The 20,589-nt window shown below is 73.4% G+C and carries 14 protein-coding genes; 7 read left to right on the forward strand and 7 right to left on the reverse strand.

Going from position 1 to position 20,589, the window contains the following annotated elements:
* Positions 1 to 9: 9 nt before the first annotated feature.
* The 4 genes from trpB to lgt all read left to right on the forward strand — a co-directional run bounded on the left by trpB (position 10) and on the right by lgt (position 4,137).
* Positions 10 to 1,320 carry a tryptophan synthase subunit beta gene (gene trpB, locus AC07FJ_RS03585; RefSeq protein ID WP_479044790.1) on the forward strand — a complete coding sequence of 437 codons (1,311 nt, stop codon included), beginning with the start codon at positions 10 to 12 and terminating at the stop codon, positions 1,318 to 1,320.
* Positions 1,317 to 2,141: a tryptophan synthase subunit alpha gene (trpA, locus tag AC07FJ_RS03590; RefSeq protein ID WP_479044793.1), complete on the forward strand. Its 825-nt coding sequence runs from the start codon at positions 1,317 to 1,319 to the stop codon at positions 2,139 to 2,141. The genes trpB and trpA overlap by 4 nt, the downstream gene beginning before the upstream one ends.
* A 63-nt stretch (positions 2,142 to 2,204) precedes the next feature.
* Complete coding sequence (locus tag AC07FJ_RS03595; RefSeq protein ID WP_479044795.1) at positions 2,205 to 3,083, forward strand: DsbA family protein; 879 nt, start codon at positions 2,205 to 2,207, stop codon at positions 3,081 to 3,083.
* 76 nt (positions 3,084 to 3,159) lie between these two features.
* Positions 3,160 to 4,137, forward strand: coding sequence for a prolipoprotein diacylglyceryl transferase (gene lgt, locus AC07FJ_RS03600; RefSeq protein WP_479044797.1), 978 nt, complete (start codon positions 3,160 to 3,162; stop codon positions 4,135 to 4,137).
* 75 nt (positions 4,138 to 4,212) lie between these two features.
* Here the strand turns inward: lgt and AC07FJ_RS03605 are convergent, their stop codons facing one another.
* The 7 genes from AC07FJ_RS03605 to AC07FJ_RS03635 all read right to left on the reverse strand — a co-directional run bounded on the left by AC07FJ_RS03605 (position 4,213) and on the right by AC07FJ_RS03635 (position 12,545).
* Positions 4,213 to 5,031, reverse strand: coding sequence for an HpcH/HpaI aldolase/citrate lyase family protein (locus AC07FJ_RS03605; protein ID WP_479044800.1), 819 nt, complete (start codon positions 5,029 to 5,031; stop codon positions 4,213 to 4,215).
* Positions 5,032 to 5,144: 113 nt separating this feature from the next.
* Positions 5,145 to 6,383 carry a CaiB/BaiF CoA transferase family protein gene (locus AC07FJ_RS03610; protein ID WP_479044801.1) on the reverse strand — a complete coding sequence of 413 codons (1,239 nt, stop codon included), beginning with the start codon at positions 6,381 to 6,383 and terminating at the stop codon, positions 5,145 to 5,147.
* Complete coding sequence (gene rbsK / locus AC07FJ_RS03615; RefSeq protein WP_479044803.1) at positions 6,380 to 7,264, reverse strand: ribokinase; 885 nt, start codon at positions 7,262 to 7,264, stop codon at positions 6,380 to 6,382. Before rbsK ends, AC07FJ_RS03610 begins: the two co-directional genes overlap by 4 nt.
* Positions 7,261 to 8,907, reverse strand: coding sequence for an ADP-ribosylglycohydrolase family protein (locus AC07FJ_RS03620; RefSeq protein WP_479044805.1), 1,647 nt, complete (start codon positions 8,905 to 8,907; stop codon positions 7,261 to 7,263). The genes rbsK and AC07FJ_RS03620 overlap by 4 nt, the downstream gene beginning before the upstream one ends.
* The gene (locus tag AC07FJ_RS03625; protein WP_479044807.1) at positions 8,904 to 10,082 is read right to left on the reverse strand and encodes an ADP-ribosylglycohydrolase family protein; all 1,179 of its coding nucleotides are present in this window, start codon (positions 10,080 to 10,082) and stop codon (positions 8,904 to 8,906) included. The genes AC07FJ_RS03620 and AC07FJ_RS03625 overlap by 4 nt, the downstream gene beginning before the upstream one ends.
* Positions 10,006 to 11,538: an ADP-ribosylglycohydrolase family protein gene (locus AC07FJ_RS03630; RefSeq protein ID WP_479044808.1), complete on the reverse strand. Its 1,533-nt coding sequence runs from the start codon at positions 11,536 to 11,538 to the stop codon at positions 10,006 to 10,008. Before AC07FJ_RS03630 ends, AC07FJ_RS03625 begins: the two co-directional genes overlap by 77 nt.
* On the reverse strand, positions 11,538 to 12,545 hold the full coding sequence (locus tag AC07FJ_RS03635) for an ADP-ribosylglycohydrolase family protein (protein WP_361414655.1): 1,008 nt from the start codon (positions 12,543 to 12,545) through the stop codon (positions 11,538 to 11,540). The genes AC07FJ_RS03630 and AC07FJ_RS03635 overlap by 1 nt, the downstream gene beginning before the upstream one ends.
* A 224-nt stretch (positions 12,546 to 12,769) precedes the next feature.
* On the opposite strand from AC07FJ_RS03635, the gene AC07FJ_RS03640 reads away from it, so the two are divergent.
* The 3 genes from AC07FJ_RS03640 (at position 12,770) to AC07FJ_RS03650 (ending at position 20,293) form a co-directional block, all read left to right on the forward strand.
* Positions 12,770 to 13,498 (forward strand): VIT1/CCC1 transporter family protein, encoded by a 729-nt coding sequence (locus AC07FJ_RS03640; protein ID WP_479044812.1) that lies wholly within the window; start codon positions 12,770 to 12,772, stop codon positions 13,496 to 13,498.
* Between the two features lie 782 nt (positions 13,499 to 14,280).
* On the forward strand, positions 14,281 to 18,840 hold the full coding sequence (gene gltB / locus AC07FJ_RS03645; protein ID WP_479044814.1) for a glutamate synthase large subunit: 4,560 nt from the start codon (positions 14,281 to 14,283) through the stop codon (positions 18,838 to 18,840).
* Positions 18,833 to 20,293, forward strand: a complete 1,461-nt coding sequence (locus AC07FJ_RS03650) for a glutamate synthase subunit beta (RefSeq protein WP_479044816.1) — start codon at positions 18,833 to 18,835, stop codon at positions 20,291 to 20,293. Before gltB ends, AC07FJ_RS03650 begins: the two co-directional genes overlap by 8 nt.
* Positions 20,294 to 20,589: the final 296 nt, after the last annotated feature.

Raw genomic sequence — 20,589 nt, forward strand, 5'->3', positions numbered from 1 at the left:
AGCAGTCGCATGCCCAGCGAGTTCTTCATTCCCGACCCCCAGGGTCACGTCCCGAGCACCGAGGGCTACTTCGGTGCCTACGGCGGCAAGTTCATCCCCGAGGCGCTCGTCGCCGCGGTCGACGAGGTCGCCGTCGAGTACGAGAAGGCCAAGGCCGACCCGGCCTTCGCAGCCGAGCTCGACGACCTGCTGATGAACTACACCGGCCGCCCCAGCGCCCTCACCGAGGTGCCCCGGTTCGCCCGGCACGCCGGCGGAGCCCGGGTCTTCCTCAAGCGCGAGGACCTCAACCACACCGGCTCGCACAAGATCAACAATGTGCTGGGCCAGGCCCTGCTCACCAAGCGCATGGGCAAGACGCGCGTCATCGCCGAGACCGGCGCCGGCCAGCACGGCGTCGCCACCGCCACCGCGTGCGCCCTCTTCGGCCTCGAATGCACCATCTACATGGGCGAGATCGACACCCAGCGCCAGGCGCTGAACGTCGCCCGGATGCGCATGCTCGGCGCCGAGGTCATCCCCGTGAAGTCCGGCAGCCGCACCCTCAAGGACGCCATCAACGAGGCGTTCCGCGACTGGGTCGCCAACGTCGACCGCACGCACTACCTCTTCGGCACGGTCGCGGGCCCGCACCCCTTCCCCGCCATGGTGCGCGACTTCCACCGCGTCATCGGCGTCGAGGCCCGCCGCCAGATCCTGGAGCGGGCGGGGCGGCTGCCCGACGCGGCCATCGCCTGCGTCGGCGGCGGCTCCAACGCCATCGGCCTGTTCCACGCGTTCATCCCGGACGCGTCCGTCCGGCTGGTGGGCTGCGAGCCCGCCGGACACGGCGTCGAGACCGGCGAGCACGCGGCCACCCTCACCGCGGGCGAGCCCGGCATCCTGCACGGATCGCGCTCCTACGTCCTCCAGGACGAGGAGGGCCAGATCACCGAGCCGTACTCCATCTCGGCCGGCCTGGACTACCCCGGCATCGGCCCGGAGCACGCGTACCTCAAGGACAGCGGGCGCGGCGAGTACCGCGCGGTGACCGACGACGCGGCGATGCAGGCCCTGCGCCTGCTGTCCCGTACGGAGGGCATCATCCCGGCCATCGAGTCCGCGCACGCCCTGGCCGGTGCCCTGGAGGTCGGGCGCGAGCTCGGTGAGGACGGCCTGATCATCGTCAACCTCTCCGGCCGCGGCGACAAGGACATGGATACCGCCGCTCGCTATTTCGGCCTGTACGACGCCGAGCCGCCCGCCGTGGTCGAGGCCGACGCCTCCGCCGAGAACGGCGCCGCCGAGATCCAGCGCGACACCCAGGGGGAGACCAAGTGAGCGGGAACATCCAGCTGCTGCAGGACACCCTGGAGCAGGCCAAGGCGGAGGAGCGCGCCGCCCTCATCGCCTACCTCCCGGCCGGCTTCCCCACCGTCGACGGAGGCATCGAGGCCGTCAAGGCCGTCCTCGACGGCGGCGCCGACATCGTCGAGGTCGGCCTGCCGCACAGCGACCCGGTCCTCGACGGCCCGGTCATCCAGACCGCCGACGACATCGCGCTGCGCGGCGGCGTGAAGATCGCCGACGTGATGCGCACGGTCCGCGAGGCCCACGAGGCCACCGGCAAGCCGGTGCTCGTGATGACGTACTGGAACCCCATCGACCGGTACGGCGTCGAGCGCTTCACCACCGAGCTGGCCGAGGCGGGCGGCGCCGGCTGCATCCTGCCCGACCTGCCGGTCCAGGAGTCCGCGCTGTGGCGCGAGCACGCCGAGAAGCAGAACCTCGCCACCGTCTTCGTCGTCGCGCCGAGCAGCAAGGACGAGCGGCTGGCCACCATCACCCGCGCGGGCAGCGGCTTCGTGTACGCCGCCTCCCTGATGGGCGTCACCGGCACCCGCGAGTCGGTCGGCGCCCAGGCGGCCGACCTGGTGCGGCGCACCCGCGCCACCACCGAACTGCCGGTCTGCGTCGGCCTCGGCGTCTCCAACGCCGAGCAGGCCGCCGAGGTCGCCACCTTCGCCGACGGCGTCATCGTCGGCTCGGCCTTCGTCAAGCGCATGCTCGACGCCGGGGACCACGCCGCGGGCATCGCGGCCGTACGGGAACTGGCGGGCGAACTCGCGCGAGGAGTGAAGCGCTCCCAGGGAGTGTCGTAGCTCGAACGGGTGGATCTGGACCGGGGAGGCGCGCCCGCGCCTCCCCGGTTCGTTGCTGTGGGCGTGAGCGAGAAGAACAGTGCAGGCAAGCGGAGCGCGCGAGAACGGCTCCAGATCGAACGCGAGCAGCAGAAGGCGCGGGAGCGGCGCAGGCGCACCCTGCTCGTCTCGGCGGCCGTCGTCGGCGTGCTCGGCCTGGCCGCGGTGGTCGGCGTCATCGCCGCCAACACCGGAGACAAGAGCGACGGCTCCGGCGACGGTCCGGTCGCCGCGCCCTCCGGAGCGGCCGGCAAGGACGGCCTGGCGATCCCCGCCGGCGCCACCGACGCCCCGTCGACGCTCACGATCTGGGAGGACTTCCGCTGCCCGGCCTGCGCCCAGTTCGAGAACGCCGTCCGGGACACCGTCCACGAACTGACCGAGTCGGGCCAGGTCAAGGTCGAATACCACCTCGCCACGATCATCGACGGCAACATGGGCGGCAGCGGCTCGCTGAACGCGGCGAACGCCGCGGCCTGCGCCCAGGACGCCGGCAAGTTCGTGCCGTACCACGACGTGCTCTACCAGAACCAGCCCCCCGAGCCGGACGACGCCTTCGCCAAGGACGAGCGGCTCTTCGAGCTGGCGGCGAAGGTGCCGGGCCTCGACACGCCGGCCTTCCGCAGCTGTGTGGCGGAGGGCAAGCACGACGGCTGGGTCAACAAGTCCGCCCAGGCCTTCCGGGACGGCGACTTCCGGGGGACGCCCACCGTGCTGCTCAACGGAGAATCGATCTTCCCGACCAAGGGCAAGGAGCAGATCTCCGTGGAGAACCTGAAGAAGTGGGTCGAGGAGGCCAACAAGGGCAAGAAGCGGGGTACGGCCTTCCCGACGGCGCCGGCGTCGCCCTCCGCCCCGGGCTCTCCGTCGGGCCAGGGCTCCCCGTCGCCCGGGCGGGGCTGAGCACCTCTCTTGTTATGCACTCTTTGCCGGGCGGGTTCCCGTGTCTCCCGCCCGGCACGGTAGCGTCGGTCCTGCCATGGACCTTGCCTACATTCCGAGCCCGTCGACCGGTGTGATCCACCTCGGACCGCTCCCGCTGCGCGGCTACGCCTTCTGCATCATCATCGGTGTCTTCGTCGCCGTCTGGTACGGCAACAGGCGCTGGCTCGCCCGGGGCGGCCGTGCCGGCACCGTGGCCGACATCGCCGTCTGGGCGGTGCCCTTCGGTCTCGTCGGCGGCCGGCTCTACCACGTCATCACCGACTACCAGCTGTACTTCAGCGAGGGTGAGGACTGGGTCGACGCCTTCAAGATCTGGGAGGGCGGCCTCGGCATCTGGGGCGCGATCGCCCTCGGCGCGCTCGGCGCCTGGATCGGCTGCCGCCGCCGCGGCATCCCGCTGCCGGCGTACGCGGACGCCATCGCGCCCGGCATCGCCTTCGCGCAGGCCATCGGACGGTGGGGCAACTGGTTCAACCAGGAGCTGTACGGCAAGCCGACCGACCTGCCGTGGGCGCTGGAGATCAGCGAGGGCGTGAACCGCGAGGCGGGGCTCTACCACCCGACGTTCCTGTACGAGTCGCTGTGGTGCGTCGGCGTGGCGCTCCTGGTGATCTGGGCGGACCGCCGCTTCACACTCGGCCACGGGCGCGCCTTCGCGCTGTACGTCGCGGCGTACTGCGCCGGGCGGGGCTGGATCGAGTACATGCGCGTCGACGAGGCGCACCACATCCTGGGCCTCCGGCTCAACGTGTGGACCGCGATCGTGGTCTTCCTGGCGGCGGTCGCGTACATCGTGATCTCGGCGCGGGTACGGCCGGGACGCGAGGAGGTCGTGGAGCCGGACGCGCCCGCGGGGAAGGCGGCGGCGGGCAAGGACGCCGTCGCCGGCACCGCGCCCGCGGACTCCGCGCCTACGGATTCCGTACCGGCGGACGCCGAGCGCGACGCCGGAGGGGACGCGGAGGCGGACGGCGAGACGGACGCGCAGGCGAAGTCCGCCGGACCGCGCTGACGCGGTAAGCACGTACGAGGCGGCCGCCGGGACCGAGAGGTTCCGGCGGCCGCCTCGCGCGTTACGTGGAGGAGGTCAGGTCCGGCGGGCGAGGGCGAGTGTGCGGCGGGCCTCGGCGACGATCGCCGCGTCGACGAAGCGGCCGTCGGGCAGGGCCAGCGCGCCCGCACCGGCGGCGCCCGCCGCGACGACCTCCTCCGCCGCCGCGACCTCCTCCGGGGTGGGGAGGTAGGCCCGCTCGATGACCGGGAGCTGGCGGGGGTGGATCGCGGCGCGGCCCAGGAAGCCCAGGGCGCGGCCGTGGGCGCAGGACGCGGCCAGGCCGTCGAGGTCGCGGATGTCGGGGTGGACCGACTGGGCGGGCGGCGGCAGGCCGGCGGCGCGGGCGGCGACCACGACGCGACTGCGCGACCAGTCGAGGCCGCGGTCGTCGCGTACGCCCAGGTCGGCGCGGAGATCGGCCTCGCCGATGGTGAGGGAGCGGACGGCGGGGTGGGCGGTGGCGATGGCGTACGCACGCTCGATGGCCAGGGCGGATTCCAGCAGCGGGTGGAGCGGGACGCCGGGGGCGAGGGCCGCGATCCGCTGAATGTCAGTGCCGTGTGTCACCTTGGGAACACGAAGAGTCGCGATGCCGGGGAGGGGGGCCAGCGATGCGATGGCCGTGTTGTCGTGCGCGGTGTCGTGAGGACCGGGGAGGCGGACGTGGACCGGTACGGGCTGGGGCGAGGAGAGCAGTTCGACGGTGGCGTCGAGGGCGTACGCCCTGCGGTCGGGCGCCACCGCGTCCTCCAGGTCGACCACCACCACGTCGGCGCCGGAGCGCAGCGCCTTGGCGACCACGTCGGGGCGGTCCCCGGGCGCGTAGAGGAAGGTGAGGGGGAGGGGGGTCATGGCGGGGAGCGAAGTCATGGAGGCCACCGGGGTGTGGGGGGTCACCGTGGTCCTGGAAGTCACCGTGGTCCTGGAGGTCACCGTGGTCGTGCCGGTCGCCGGGGTTCTGGGGGTCATACGGCCCCCTCGGCGCGCAGGGCGGTGATCTCGTCCGCGGACAGGCCGAGTTCGCCGAGGACGGTGTCGGTGTCCGCGCCGTGCGGGCGGCCGGACCAGCGGATGGAGCCGGGAGTCTCGGAGAGGCGGAAGAGGATGTTCTGCATACGGAGCGGGCCGAGCTCGGGGTCGGGGACTTCGGTGATGGTCTCCAGCGCCCGGTACTGGGGGTCCTCCATGACGTCACGGATGTCGTAGACCGGGGCGATCGCCGCCTCGGCCTTCTCGAACGCGGACATGGCCTCCTCGCGGGTGTGCCGGGCGATCCAGCCGCCGACCGCCTCGTCCAGCTCGTCGGCGTGGTCCGCGCGGGTGGTGCCTTCGGCGAACCACGGCTCGTCGATGAGCTCGGGGCGGCCGACCAGGCGCATCAGGCGTTCGGCGACGGACTGGGCGGAGGTGGAGACGGCCACCCAGGAGCCGTCGGCGGTGCGGTAGGTGTTGCGGGGGGCGTTGTTGCGGGAGCGGTTTCCGGTGCGGGGCTGGACGTAGCCGAGCTGGTCGTACCAGAGCGGTTGCGGGCCGAGGACCATGAGGATCGGTTCGATGATCGCCATGTCGACGACCTGGCCGCGGCCGGTGGCGGTGCGGGCGTGCAGGGCGGTCATCACGGCGTAGGCCGTGGCCAGGGCGGCGATGGAGTCGGCGAGGCCGAAGGGAGGGAGCGTGGGCGGGCCGTCGGGCTCGCCGGTGATGGCGGCGAAGCCGCTCATCGCCTCGGCGAGGGTGCCGAAGCCGGGGCGGTGCGCAGAGGGGCCGGTCTGGCCGAAGCCCGTGACGCGGGCCAGGACCAGGCGGTCGTTGACGGCGGAGAGCTCGGGCCAGCCGAGGCCCCAGCGCTCCAGGGTGCCCGGGCGGAAGTTCTCGACGACCACGTCGGCGGTGGCGGCGAGACGCAGCAGGGTGGTGCGGCCGCCCGGGGTGGACAGGTCGAGGGTGAGGGTGCGCTTGTTGCGGCCGAGCAGCTTCCACCACAGGCCGACGCCGTCCTTGGCGGGGCCGTGGCCACGGGAGGGGTCGGGCTTGCGGGGGTGCTCGATCTTGATGACGTCGGCGCCGAAGTCGCCGAGCATGGTCGCCGCGAGCGGGCCGGCGAAGAGGGTGGCGAGGTCGAGGACGCGGAGTCCTCGGAGGGGAGGGGTGCTGGTCGCCGCGGCGGCGGTCGCGGCTGTGCTGGTCGTCGGTGTGCTGGTCATAGGGCGTCGATCTCCGAGCGGTACGGCATCGAGGAGGAGGCGCCGGGGCGCTGGACCGACAGCGCGGCGGCGGCCGACGCCCAGGCCAGGGCGTCGGGTACGGGACGTCCCTCGCCGAGCGCCACGGCGAGGGCGCCGGTGAAGGTGTCGCCCGCGGCGGTGGTGTCCACGGCCCGCACGCGCGGGGCGGGGACGGTGACGGGGCTCGCGCCGCGCGCCGCGTAGAGGCTGCCGGACGAGCCCAGGGTGACGACCACCTCGGGGACGTACCGCAGCAGCTGCTCGGCGGCGGCGTGCGGGTCGGCGATGCCGGTGAGGGCCGCGGCCTCGTGCTCGTTGGGCACCAGGAGGTCGGTGGCCGCGAGGAGTTCGGGCGGCAGCGGCTGCGCGGGTGCGGGGGTGAGGACGGTCCGGACGCCGTGGCGGCGGGCCGCCTCCGCGCCGGCGATGACGGCGGAGAGGGGGAGTTCGAGTTGGAGCAGCAGGGAGTCTGCGGTGGCGATGAGCGGTTCGTCGCCGGGGGAGAGGGAGGTGACGGTGCCGTTCGCACCGGGGATGACGATGATCGCGTTGTCGCCGTCGTCGTCGACGACGATGTGGGCGGTCCCCGAGGGGCCTTCGACGGTACGGAGACGTTCGGTGGCCACACCGGCGCCGTCGAGCTCGGCGCGCAGGCGGGTGCCGAAGTCGTCGGAGCCGACGGCGCCGATCATCGACACCCGGGCGCCGGCGCGGGCGGCGGCGACGGCCTGGTTGGCGCCCTTGCCGCCGGGGATCGTACGGAACTCGCGCCCGGTGACGGTCTCGCCGAGCTTGGGCGCCCGGTGCACATAGGCGACCAGGTCCATGTTGGTGCTGCCGAGTACCGCGATGTGGGTCATGGGCGGTGTGCCTCCTGGTGGACGAGGTCGTGCGTGAGTGCGGCCAGTGTGTCGAAGCCGATGCCGTCGAAGGGGTGTACGGACGTGGCGAGCCGGTTCTTGAGGGGGGAGGTCCAGCGGTCCGGGATCCGGTCGGGGTGCCCGGCGAGGAGGCCGGCGACGGAGCCGGCGGTGGCGCCGTTGGAATCGGTGTCCCAGCCGCCGGATACGGCGCGGCAGATGGAGAGGGTGAAGTCGCCGTCGGCGTGGGTGAGGGCGGCGGAGAGGAGGGCGGCGTTCGGGACGGCGTGCACCCAGTGGTAGGCGCCGTAGGCGGTGTGGAGGCGGTCGGTGACGGTGTCGAAGTCGGCGTGGGCGCGGGCCGTGGCGATGCCGAAGCGCACCGCCCGGGCCAGGCGGGAGTCCGGCGGCACGACGGTGAGCCCGGCGGCGAGTGACCGGTGGACGTCGGCGGTGCCGGAGGCGGCGGTGGCGATGACGGCGGCGGCGAACATCGCCCCGTACACGCCGTTCGCGGTGTGCGTGAGGACCGCGTCCCGATGGGCCTGTTCGGCCGCGGCGGCCGGGTCGCCGGGGTGGGTCCAGCCGTGGACGTCGGCGCGGATCTGGGCGCCGATCCACTCGCGGAACGGGTTGCGGTGGGTGGCGGTCAGCGGGGGTTCGAGCCCGGAGAGGAGGTTGCGGTAGGCGACGCGCTCGGCGGTGAAGGCGCGGCCGGCGGGCAGTTCGTCGAGCCAGAGGCGGGCGACGTCCGCGGTGGTGAAGCCGTGGCCGTACCGCTGGAGGAGCAGGAGGGTGAGCAGGGGGTAGTTGAGGTCGTCGTCCTCGGGCATGCCGTCGATGTTCTCGGCGAGGGAGGTGGTGGCGGAACGGCGGTTCCAAGGGTGGGCCGCGGCGAGTGCCGGGGGCAGGCCCCTGGCGGTGAACCAGGAGGTCAGCGGCCAGTTCCCGGTGGCGCGGGCGAGGGCGCGGAGGGCGGCGAGGGGCAGCTTCTCGACGGGCTTGCCGAGCAGGCACCCGGCGGCGCGGCCGAGCCAGGCGGCGTGCAGCCGCTCACCCAGGCCGGGCGCCACGGTGCAGGCGGGGGGCGGGCCCGCGGCGTGGGCGGGGTGCGCTGCCGCGGGGTGCGCGCCGGTCCGCTGGGCGTCCGCCGGTCCGGAACCCCGCGCGTCGCCGGAGGCCCGCGGCGGGGCGTCTGCGGCGCAGGCACGGGCCCGACCCGGCGGCCGCCCGGCGGCCGCGTACCAGGTGCCGCCCGTCGCGGCTGCTTCGGCGGGGGCGTGGGCCGGGGCGCACGCCGAGGCCCTGGTCGGCGTGGTGGCGGAGGCGGTGGCGGAGGTGGTGAGCGGTTCGGGGGACGGCCAGGCCGGGCAGGCCCGGATGATACGGGGGAGGGAGGTGGGCTCGGCCGCGGCCAACGGACTCGGCACGGCGGCCAGTTCGTCCAGGAGGCGCTCCGCGAGGGCGCGCAGGTGCGGGGGCGCGGGCGTGGGGGAGGCGCCGGCCGCCGCGGGGGCGCGGGTGCCGCCGGCGGCGAGCCAACGGGCCTCGACGGCCGAGGCGTCGCGCCCGTCCTCGGCGGCCTGCCGCAGCTCGTGGCCGATCAGGTCCTCGGGCTGGACCCAGGTGAGGCGCACGCTCACGGGGTCACCCCGGGCCGGGGGGAGAGGGCGATGAACGCCGTCTCGTGGGCGCGGCGGCGGACCGTGTCCCGCATGAAGATCTCGCGGGCCACCTCGGCCAGCACCTCCGCCGGGGCGTGCAGGTCGAGGCGGCTGGCCTCGGCGACCTGCTTCACCCAGAACGCCGGGATCGCCGCCTCGCCGTGCAGCGCGCCCACGATCGCGCCCGCCATGGTGGCGATCGAGTCGCAGTCGCGGCCGTAGTTGACGGCGCCCAGCACCGTACGGCGGTAGTCGCCCTCACCGACCAGCAGCATGCCGAGGGCGATGGGGAGTTCTTCGATGGAGTGCAGCCGGGAGGGCCGACGAGCGGCCAGGGAGGGGGAGCGGTAGTCGGGGCCGACCGTGTCGAAGGGGGCGACCGCCTCGCGGAGGGGGCGCAGGGCGGACTCGAAGTCGGTGTGGAGCGCGGCCACCTCGCACACCGCTTCGATCGCCGCCCGGGTGCCGTCCTTGGCGAGGGAGAGCGCCGCGTCCACCACGGTCGTCGGAGTCGCGGTCGGCCGGCACGCCTCGGCGACCGCCGCGGCGAAGACGCCCGCCGCCTCACGGCCGTAGGACGACTGGTGGGCGCCGGCGATGTCGAGGGCCTCGGCGTACGCGGCCTCCGGGTTGGCGGCGTTGACCAGCCCGACGGGCGCCATGTACATCGCGGCACCGCAGTTGACGATGTTTCCGGTGCCGGCCTCGCGCGGGTCGACATGGCCGTAGTGGAGCCGGGTGACCAGCCACTTCTCGGCGAGGAAGATCCGCTGGAGGGGCAGCGCCTCGGCCTCCAGCTCCGGAATCCAGCGCGGGGTGGAGATCAGGTCGGGGACGAGGTGGTCGGCGACGGCGTACGCGTCGAGGTGGTCGCGGACCGTGTCGTACACCCGGATCAGCGCGTGGGTCATCAGGGTGTCGTCGGTGACGTGCCCGTCGCCCTTGTGGTACGGGGCGAGGGGCCGGGCGGTGCGCCAGGCGTCGCCGTGCCAGGGGCCGACGATGCCGGTGACGCGGCCGAAGTGGCGCTCCGCGATCTGCTCGGGGCTGTACCCCTCGACCGGGCCGCCGAGGGCGTCACCGACGGCGGCTCCGACGAGGCTGCCGGTGATCCGGTCCTCGAGGGTCGAGGGCGTGGGGGTGATGGTCGTCATGTCGGAATTGTCCACCCGGTGTGGCGAGTTCCGTGTGTGCCAGCCGCCCGGCGAGTTCCACGAGGTCCGTGCCCGCCAGGCGGGGGAGTGCGCAGCCCGCGAGCGTCCGGCACGCCTCCCGCCAGGTGGCCGGCACCCCGCCGCCGCCGCTGAACGCGCCGGTCAGCGCGCCCGCGAGCGCAGGTGCGGAGTCGGCGACCCGCGACAGGCAGGCCGCCGCCGGCACCGCCTCGGTGACCCTGCCGCCGGCGGCGATGGCGAGCGCCAGGGCGACGGGGACCGTCTCGGCGGCGGCGATGCCGTAGCTGTAGACGTGGTCGACGATCTGGTGTTCCAGGAGCGGCACCAGCTCGAAGGCGGTGTCGGCGGCGCGGGCGAGCCGGGTGGCGTGCTGGGCGTTGCGGCCGATCTCGGTGGCGTACGGCAGCTGGTCGAGCGCGGCGTCGACCGCCTCGCCGACCGGCGCGCCGCCGAGTGCCGTGGCGACGGCGGCGGCCATGGCGCGGGCGCCGTGGACCCCGTCGCCGTCCTGCGTGTAGCGCGCGTCGAATTCCGCGAGCTCGGCCGCGGCGCGCGGGTCGCCCGGGTGCGCGACGGCGAGGACGGCCGCCCGTACGCAGGCGGCGTCGTCGAAGTAGTGCGGGTTGTCGTGGCCCGTGGCGGGCGGGCGCAGGCCCGTGGCGAGATTGCCCAGCCCGGCGCGTACCGAGATGCGGGCGCGCAGGGGCAGCACGGCCGACTCCACCTCGGGGGCGCGGTCGGCGGCGGCGGCGATCTCGGCGGCGAGGGAGTTCCAGGCGAGGTCGACCGCGGCGCACAGGCGGCGGGCGGGTGGGAGGCCGCGGAGCAGCTCGCCGTCGGCGGCGAGGAGCGTCTCGGCGGTGAAGACCGCCCACTCGGCGTCGTCGGAGGGACCGAGGCGGAGGGGCTCGGGCGGCTGGTTGAGGGCGATGGGGACGGGGAGGGTGGTGGTGGCGTTCTGCTCGGCGAAGGTGTCCAGCTCACGGGTGAGGCGGCGGGTCCACTCGGGCATCCGGGCGGCGCGGTGGCGCGCGGCGGGCCACCCGGCGGCGTCGCCCGCGGCGAGGCCGAGGAGCAGGCCCTCGATGCGGCTCGCCGCGCGGGGGTGGTGGGCCGGGCGCCGTACGACGCGTTCCCCCGGGGCGTCCGCCGCGCCGTCCCCGGCGCGCGAGACGGTGGCCGGCCCGCGTCGAGGGTGGATCGGCGGGGACTGGACCGGTGACGGCTGGACCGGCGGGTCGCTGCTCGTCGGAGCGCTCCCGAGCGGGTGCCCGAGCGCGGCGTCCGGCGGGTGCCCGAGCGCGGCGTCCGGCGGGTGCACGAGTGCGGCGCCCCATGGGGCGCCGGGTGCGTCTCCCCGCCCGTCGCCGAGCGGGGCACCGCCCGGGGAAGCGGTGCGCCCCTGCGGGTCGCCTGAGAAGGGGGTCTGGGGCATCAGAGGGCCTCGGATTCGTCGGGGGTCAGGAGGTCCGCGATGTCCAGGACGTGGTAGCCGCGCATGGACGGCAGGCAGCTGCCGCGGACCGGGCCGATGGGGGCCGACCACTCCGGGGGGATCGCCGACGCCCCCGACATCGCGCCGGCCAGGGCGCCCGCCACCGCGGCCGTCGTGTCGGCGTCGCGGCCCATGTTCACCGCGGTCAGGACCGACGTACGGAAATCGCCGCGCGCCGCCGCGAACGCGCCGAACGCCAGGCCGACCGCCTCCGGGGCCAGGTCCGTCCACGGGTAGCCGCCGATGACGACGGCGGAGCGCACGGCGCGCTCGCGGACCAGCGGATCGGGCTGTACGCGCTGGGCCGCGACGACCGCGCGGCGCATCGAGCGCGCGGTCCACGAGTCCATCGGCACGACCGAGAGCGCGGCGGCGATGACCGAGGCCGGGTCGGCGCCGGACATGGCCGCCGCCACACCCGCCGCGACGGCCTGGCCGCCGTAGATCCCCTCGCCCTCGTGGCTGACCGTGCCGTCGATCGCCACCAGCCGCGCCGCCTCCGCCGGGCGCCCCGCCGCGAACACCCCGAACGGCGCCGCGCGTATGGCCAGCCCGTCGCTCCAGGCGTGCCGGTGCTGCGCCGAGATGGGTGCGGCGAGGCCCCGCCGGAGGTTCTCCAGCGTGCCGCGCTCGCTGAAACCCGCGCCCCGGAACGGGCCCTCGTCCAGGTCCGCGATCCAGTGGTGCCACGCCTTCTCGACGTGCGCCACCGTCAGCGCCGAGCCGTGCCGGGCGAGGAGCAGGCCGGAGAAGATCGCGTACTCCGTGTCGTCCGTGCCCGCCGGGTCCTCGCTGACGAAGCCCTCGATACGGCCCCACCTGCGGCGGATCTCGGACGGTCGCATGTTCTCGGCGGGCGCCCCGAGGGCGTCTCCGACGGCCAGTCCGAGCAGCGCGCCCCGGGCTCGGTCGAGGAGAACCGAAGGTGCCGTCGACTTCGACTCCATCGCGTGGGCCTTTCGATGCGCGTCGCTCGATCCGCTTCCTGGATGCGTGCCACGCGGGCCCGGGTGGTTGTCGCGGAGGGCCCCTCTGTCACCCCGATGACGCCCCGACGACCGCTGGTTAGTAAAGCCTGCCTTGCTGGCGCGCCCCTTACATCGCGCGTACTTTCGAGGTGTTGAGGGGCGCGGGCCGGTACGAGCCCGCCGCACGACGCAAGGGGAGAGCTGTGTCCATCATCGAGACCGAGGCGACGCTTCACGAGGCGCACCGCGACAACCACACGCACCGCGATGTGAACGGTGGCTGGCTGCGTCCGGCGGTGTTCGGCGCGATGGACGGTCTCGTGTCGAACCTCGCGCTGATGACCGGCGTCGCCGGTGGCGCGGTGTCCCAGCAGACCATCGTGATCACGGGGCTGGCCGGGCTCGCGGCGGGCGCCTTCTCCATGGCGGCCGGCGAGTACACGTCCGTCGCGTCCCAGCGCGAGCTGGTCGAGGCGGAACTGGACGTCGAGCGTCACCAGTTGCGCAAGCACCCCGTCGACGAGATGGAGGAGCTCGCCGCCCTGTACGTGGCCCGCGGCGTGGAGCCCCCACTCGCCCGCGAGGTGGCCATGCAGCTGTCGAAGGACCCCGAGCAGGCGCTGGAGATCCACGCCCGCGAGGAGCTCGGCATCGACCCGGACGACCTGCCGTCGCCGACGGTCGCCGCGCTGTCGTCCTTCGGGTCCTTCGCGCTCGGCGCGCTGCTCCCCGTCCTGCCGTACCTGCTGGGCGCCACCGCCCTGTGGCCCGCCGTGCTGCTGGCGCTGGCCGGGCTGTTCGCCTGCGGTGCGCTGGTGGCCCGCGTGACCGCGCGCAGCTGGTGGTACAGCGGCCTGCGCCAGCTCGCACTCGGCGGCGCGGCGGCGGCGGTGACGTACGCGCTGGGGGCGTTGTTCGGCGCGGCGCTGTAGCCGACTGCCGACCGCCGGCTGGCCAGGGCCGGGTGCCGGGTGCCGGGTGCCGGGCGCTCGGCGCCGTTGACCGTGGCGGAGTGCCGACGGGCCCCGCGCCTGCAGCCCGGGCCCCCCGCCTCCCGGCCGGCCCCGTACCTGCCGCCCGGGCCCCGTACCTGCCGCCCGGGCCCCGTACCCGCCGCCCGGCCCCGCGCCTGCGGCCCGGGCCTCACGCCTGCCGCCCCGGCCGGGCCCCGTACCTCCCGGCCGGGCCCCGTACCCGCCGCCCGGCCCCGTACCTCCCCGTACGCTCTCCGCGCCGCGTCGCCCGTCCCCGCGGGGCGGGGGCGTCTGCCGCTCTTCCCCCGTGCGCGCTTCGCGGTTACGGTGGCGATCCCGACAAGGCGGGCGCGGTGCCGCCCCCGATCCTTGTGACGAAGCTCCAATGGCGGGATCCGGCCCGCCGATGAGACACTATGCACCGCGGCGCATACTCAGCCGTAACGCGGCGGTTTCGATTCCTTCATCAGCGGGCATGAGCCGTTAGCGCTGCGGGCAATGAAGCCCGCTCTCCCTACCAGGACGCGCCGGACGGCCGACGAGGCCGGTCAAGGTGCCGGTCGGATGCCGGTCAGCTCGTACCTGGAGAACACTCCACCGCCTCCACGCGGTGTCCGCATGTTGGAATGAACTATCCGCGTTCCGAGAAACGTTCCATCATGTAATCTGCACGAAATTTCGCGGAGGGCCAACGTCGTCCCTCTGGCACTGCATATGCCACGACGACGACGGGAGAGCCGATGCGTTCCGACGCCTGGTCGCCCATGGACGGTCGCCCCGCCCCGCAGGGTATGTACGACCCCCGCAACGAGCACGACGCCTGTGGTGTCGGCTTCGTTGCCACCCTCACCGGTGTCGCCAGCCACGCGCTGGTGGAGCAGGCGCTGACCGTTCTGCGCAACCTGGAGCACCGGGGCGCCACCGGCTCCGAGCCCGACTCCGGCGACGGCGCCGGCATCCTGCTCCAGGTCCCGGACGCGTTCCTCCGCGAGGTCACCGACTTCGCCCTCCCGGCAGCCGGCGAGTACGCCGTCGGCATCGCCTTCCTCCCCGCCGACGGCTCCGCACAGGCCGTCGAGCGGATCGAGGCGATCGCCGCCGAGGAAGGCCTCACGGTCCTCGGCTGGCGCGAGGTCCCCGTCGCCCCCGAGCTGCTCGGCGCGACCGCCCGCTCCACCATGCCCGAGTTCCGCCAGCTCTTCGTGAGCGACGGCACCAGCGCCGGCATCGAGCTGGACCGCAAGGCGTTCCTGCTGCGCAAGCGCGCCGAGCGCGAGGCCGGGGTCTACTTCCCCTCCCTCTCCGCCCGCACCATCGTCTACAAGGGCATGCTCACCACCGGTCAGCTGGAGCCCTTCTTCCCGGACCTGTCGGACCGCCGCTGCGCCACCGCCGTGGCCCTCGTCCACTCCCGGTTCTCCACCAACACCTTCCCGAGCTGGCCGCTCGCCCACCCGTACCGCTTCGTCGCGCACAACGGCGAGATCAACACGGTCAAGGGCAACCGCAACTGGATGCGGGCGCGCGAGTCGCAGCTCGCCTCCGACCTCTTCGGCGCCGAGAAGCTGGAGCGGATCTTCCCGGTCTGTACGCCGGACGCCTCCGACTCCGCCTCCTTCGACGAGGTCCTGGAGCTGCTCCACCTCGGTGGCCGTTCGCTGCCGCACAGCGTCCTGATGATGGTCCCGGAGGCGTGGGAGAACCACGAGTCCATGGACCCGGCCCGGCGCGCCTTCTACCAGTACCACTCCACGATGATGGAGCCCTGGGACGGCCCGGCCTGTGTCACCTTCACCGACGGCGTGCAGGTGGGTGCCGTTCTCGACCGCAACGGTCTGCGCCCCGGCCGCTACTGGGTCACCGACGACGGGCTCGTGGTCCTCTCCTCCGAGGTCGGCGTCCTCGACATCGACCCCGCCAAGGTCGTCCGCAAGGGCCGCCTCCAGCCCGGCAAGATGTTCCTCGTCGACACCGCCGAGCACCGCATCATCGAGGACGACGAGATCAAGGCCGCCCTCGCCGCCGAGCACCCGTACCAGGAGTGGCTGGAGACGGGCATCATCGAGCTCGAGGACCTCCCCGAGCGCGAGCACATCGTCCACACCCACGCCTCGGTCACCCGCCGCCAGCAGACCTTCGGCTACACCGAGGAGGAGCTGCGCGTCCTCCTCGCGCCGATGGCCCGCACCGGCGCCGAGCCGATCGGCTCCATGGGCACGGACTCGCCGATCGCCGCGCTCTCCGAGCGGCCGCGGCTGCTGTTCGACTACTTCACCCAGCTGTTCGCGCAGGTCACCAACCCGCCGCTGGACGCCATCCGCGAGGAGCTCGTCACCTCGCTGCACTCCTCGCTCGGCCCGCAGGGCAACCTGCTGGAGCCGACCTCGGCGTCCTGCCGCAGCGTCACGCTGCCGTTCCCGGTGATCGACAACGACGAGCTGGCCAAGCTCATCCACATCAACGCCGACGGCGACATGCCCGGCATGAAGGCCGCCACGCTCTCCGGCCTCTACCGGGTCTCCGGTGGCGGCGAGGCCCTCGCGGCCCGCATCGAGGAGATCTGCGCCGAGGCCGACGCCGCCATCGAGGGCGGCGCCCGCCTGATCGTGCTCTCCGACCGGCACTCCGACGCCGAGCACGCGCCGATCCCGTCGCTGCTGCTCACCTCGGCGGTGCACCACCACCTCATCCGTACCAAGCAGCGCACCCAGGTGGGCCTGCTGGTCGAGGCCGGCGACGTCCGCGAGGTGCACCACGTCGCGCTCCTCATCGGGTACGGCGCCGCCGCCGTCAACCCGTACCTCGCCATGGAATCCGTCGAGGACCTGGTCCGCGCCGGCACCTTCGTCGAGGGCCTGGAGCCCGAGCAGGCCATCCGCAACCTGATCTACGCCCTCGGCAAGGGCGTCCTGAAGGTCATGTCCAAGATGGGCATCTCGACCGTCGCCTCCTACCGCGGCGCGCAGGTCTTCGAGGCCGTCGGCCTGGACGAGGCCTTCGTCGAGAAGTACTTCAACGGCACGGCCACCAAGATCGGCGGCGCCGGCCTGGACGTCGTCGCCAAGGAGGTCGCCGCCCGCCACGCCAAGGCGTACCCCGCCTCCGGCGTCCCCTCCGCGCACCGCGCGCTGGAGATCGGCGGCGAGTACCAGTGGCGCCGCGAGGGCGAGCCGCACCTGTTCGACCCGGAGACGGTCTTCCGCCTCCAGCACGCCACGCGCAACAAGCGGTACGACATCTTCAAGAAGTACACGGACCGCGTGAACGAGCAGTCCGAGCGGCTCATGACGCTCCGCGGTCTGTTCGACTTCAAGAGCGACCGCGAGCCGATCTCCCTCGACGAGGTCGAGCCGGTCAGCGAGATCGTCAAGCGCTTCTCCACCGGCGCCATGTCGTACGGCTCCATCTCCAAGGAGGCGCACGAGACCCTCGCCATCGCCATGAACCAGTTGGGCGGCAAGTCCAACACCGGTGAGGGCGGCGAGGACCCGGAGCGCCTGTACGACCCGGCACGCCGGTCGTCGATCAAGCAGGTCGCCTCCGGCCGCTTCGGCGTGACGTCCGAGTACCTGGTCAACGCCGACGACATCCAGATCAAGATGGCCCAGGGCGCCAAGCCCGGCGAGGGCGGCCAGCTGCCCGGTCACAAGGTCTACCCGTGGGTCGCCAAGACCCGGCACTCCACCCCGGGTGTCGGCCTGATCTCGCCGCCGCCGCACCACGACATCTACTCCATCGAGGACCTGGCCCAGCTGATCCACGACCTCAAGAACGCCAACCCGGCCGCCCGCATCCACGTGAAGCTGGTGTCCGAGGTCGGCGTGGGCACGGTCGCCGCCGGTGTCTCCAAGGCCCACGCGGACGTCGTGCTCATCTCCGGCCACGACGGCGGTACGGGCGCCTCGCCGCTCACGTCGCTGAAGCACGCGGGCGGCCCCTGGGAGCTCGGCCTCGCCGAGACCCAGCAGACGCTGCTGCTGAACGGCCTGCGCGACCGGATCGTCGTCCAGACCGACGGCCAGCTCAAGACCGGCCGCGACGTCGTCATCGCCGCGCTGCTCGGCGCCGAGGAGTTCGGTTTCGCGACCGCGCCGCTCGTCGTCTCCGGCTGCGTCATGATGCGCGTCTGCCACCTGGACACCTGCCCGGTCGGCATCGCCACCCAGAACCCGGTGCTGCGCGAGCGCTTCTCCGGCAAGGCCGAATTCGTCGTCAACTTCTTCGAGTTCATCGCCCAGGAGGTGCGCGAGCTCCTCGCCGAGCTCGGCTTCCGCACCCTGGAGGAGGCCGTCGGCCACGCCGAGCTCCTCGACACCGCCAAGGCCGTCGACCACTGGAAGGCGCAGGGCCTCGACCTGTCTCCGCTGTTCCACGTGCCCGAGCTGGCCGAGGGCGCGGTGCGCCACCAGGTGATCGAGCAGGACCACGGCCTGGAGAAGGCGCTCGACAACGAGCTGATCAGGCTCGCCGCCGACGCCCTCGCCGCCGAGACGGCGGAGCAGGCCCAGCCGGTCCGTGCCCAGGTCGCGATCCGCAACATCAACCGCACGGTCGGCACCATGCTCGGCCACGAGGTGACGAAGAAGTTCGGTGGCGCGGGCCTGCCCGACGACACCATCGACATCACCTTCACCGGCTCGGCCGGCCAGTCCTTCGGCGCGTTCCTGCCGCGCGGCGTCACGCTGCGTCTGGAGGGCGACGCCAACGACTACGTCGGCAAGGGCCTGTCCGGCGGCCGCGTGATCGTCCGCCCCGACCGGGGCGCCGACCACCTGGCCGAGTACTCCACCATCGCCGGCAACACCATCGGGTACGGCGCGACCGGCGGCGAGATGTTCCTCCGCGGCCGCACCGGCGAACGGTTCTGCGTCCGCAACTCCGGCGCGCTGGTCGTCTCCGAGGGCGTGGGCGACCACGGCTGCGAGTACATGACCGGCGGTCACGCGGTCGTCCTCGGCGAGACGGGCCGCAACTTCGCGGCCGGCATGTCGGGTGGCGTCGCGTACGTCATCGACCTCGACCGGGACAACGTCAACTCCGGCAACGTGGGCGCGATCGAGGCCCTGGACGAGACCGACCGGGCGTGGCTGCACGACGTCGTGCGCCGCCACCAGGAGGAGACGGGCTCGACCGTAGCCGAGAAGCTCCTTGCCGACTGGGACACCGCGGTGGCCCGATTCAGCAAGATCATCCCGACCACGTACAAGGCAGTGCTCGCCGCCAAGGACGCCGCTGAGCTCGCCGGTCTCTCCGAGCAGGAGACCACCGAGAAGATGATGGAGGCGGCGACCCATGGCTGACCCCAAGGGCTTCCTGACCACCGGGCGCGAGGGCGCCAAGACCCGCCCCGTGGCCGAGCGCGTCAAGGACTGGAACGAGGTCTACGTCCCCGGCTCCCTGCTGCCGATCATCAGCAAGCAGGCCGGCCGGTGCATGGACTGCGGCATCCCGTTCTGCCACAACGGCTGCCCGCTCGGAAACCTCATCCCCGAGTGGAACGACTACGCCTACCGCGAGGACTGGCAGGCCGCGAGCGAGCGCCTGCACGCCACGAACAACTTCCCGGAGTTCACCGGGCGGCTGTGCCCGGCGCCTTGCGAGGCGGCGTGCGTGCTGGGCATCAACCAGCCCGCCGTCACCATCAAGAACGTCGAGGTCTCCATCATCGACAAGGCGTGGGACAGCGGTGACGTCACGCCGCAGCCGCCGGAGCGCCTGTCCGGCAAGACCGTCGCCGTCATCGGCTCCGGCCCGGCGGGCCTCGCCGCCGCGCAGCAGCTGACCCGCGCCGGCCACACGGTCGCCGTGTACGAGCGGGCCGACCGCATCGGCGGTCTGCTGCGGTACGGCATCCCCGAGTTCAAGATGGAGAAGGTGCACATCAACCGGCGCATCGAGCAGATGCGCGCGGAGGGCACCAAGTTCCGCACCGAGATCGAGATCGGCCGCGACATCGACGCGGCGAAGCTGCGCCAGCGGTACGACGCGGTCGTCATCGCCGCCGGCGCCACCGTCTCCCGCGACCTGCCGGTCCCGGGCCGCGACCTCAAGGGCATCCACTTCGCGATGGAGTACCTGCCCCTCGCCAACAAGGTGCAGGAGGGCGACTTCATCCAGCCGCCCATCACCGCCGAGGGCAAGCACGTCGTGGTCATCGGCGGCGGCGACACCGGCGCGGACTGCGTGGGCACCGCCCACCGCCAGGGCGCGGCCTCCGTCACGCAGCTGGAGATCATGCCGCGGCCGGGCGAGGAGCGGAACGCGGCCCAGCCGTGGCCGACCTTCCCGATGCTCTACAAGGTCACCTCGGCCCACGAGGAGGGCGGCGAGCGGATCTACTCCGTCTCCACCACCCACTTCGAGGGCGACGAGGACGGCAACGTCCAGTTCCTCCACCTCGTCGAGGTCGAGTTCAAGGACGGCAAGCTGGAGCAGAAGCCCGGCACCGAGCGGAAGATCCCCGCGCAGCTGGTCACCCTCGCCATGGGCTTCACCGGCACCGACCAGTCCAACGGCCTGGTCCAGCAGTTCGGCCTGGAGCTCGACGAGCGCGGCAACATCGCCCGCGACGAGAACTTCGCGACCAACGTCGACGGCGTCTTCGTCGCCGGTGACGCGGGCCGCGGCCAGTCCCTCATCGTGTGGGCCATCGCCGAGGGCCGCTCGGCCGCCCGCGGCGTGGACCGCTACCTGACGGGCGCGAGCGAGCTCCCGGCCCCGATCCGCCCGACGGACCGCGCGCTGGCGGTCTGAGCCGGAACGGCCCGGACCCCGCGGGGTCCGGCGCCCGTCCCCGGTCCGAACCGCCAGGGCCCACGCAGCCCGGGCACACGGTCTAGACCACCCGGCTCGAGTCGTCGGCCGGGCGCCGCGTACGATGGCGTACGCGGCGTCCTCCGACGGCTCGGCAACGACCCACCGACACGCCCCACCGGCCCCGGCCGCATCGCGGCCCGAGGCACCCCTCATCGTCCCGTACAACGGCGTGCGGAACACAGCAGCGCCTGCCGCCGTCCTCGACCGGATCGATGGCAGGCGCTGCGCCCTGT

Source organism: Streptomyces sp. NPDC045998, assembly GCF_056430285.1.

Bases quoted from the DNA above. Each gene is read 5' to 3' on its own strand.
- trpB (WP_479044790.1), top strand. From the start codon at position 10: ATGCCCAGCGAGTTCTTCATTCCCGACCCCCAGGGTCACGTCCCGAGC.
- lgt (WP_479044797.1), top strand. From the start codon at position 3,160: ATGGACCTTGCCTACATTCCGAGCCCGTCGACCGGTGTGATCCACCTC.
- AC07FJ_RS03605 (WP_479044800.1), bottom strand. From the start codon at position 5,031: ATGACCCCCCTCCCCCTCACCTTCCTCTACGCGCCCGGGGACCGCCCC.
- AC07FJ_RS03610 (WP_479044801.1), bottom strand. From the start codon at position 6,383: ATGACCAGCACACCGACGACCAGCACAGCCGCGACCGCCGCCGCGGCG.
- rbsK (WP_479044803.1), bottom strand. From the start codon at position 7,264: ATGACCCACATCGCGGTACTCGGCAGCACCAACATGGACCTGGTCGCC.
- AC07FJ_RS03625 (WP_479044807.1), bottom strand. From the start codon at position 10,082: ATGACGACCATCACCCCCACGCCCTCGACCCTCGAGGACCGGATCACC.
- AC07FJ_RS03630 (WP_479044808.1), bottom strand. From the start codon at position 11,538: ATGCCCCAGACCCCCTTCTCAGGCGACCCGCAGGGGCGCACCGCTTCC.
- AC07FJ_RS03635 (WP_361414655.1), bottom strand. From the start codon at position 12,545: ATGGAGTCGAAGTCGACGGCACCTTCGGTTCTCCTCGACCGAGCCCGG.
- gltB (WP_479044814.1), top strand. From the start codon at position 14,281: ATGCGTTCCGACGCCTGGTCGCCCATGGACGGTCGCCCCGCCCCGCAG.
- AC07FJ_RS03650 (WP_479044816.1), top strand. From the start codon at position 18,833: ATGGCTGACCCCAAGGGCTTCCTGACCACCGGGCGCGAGGGCGCCAAG.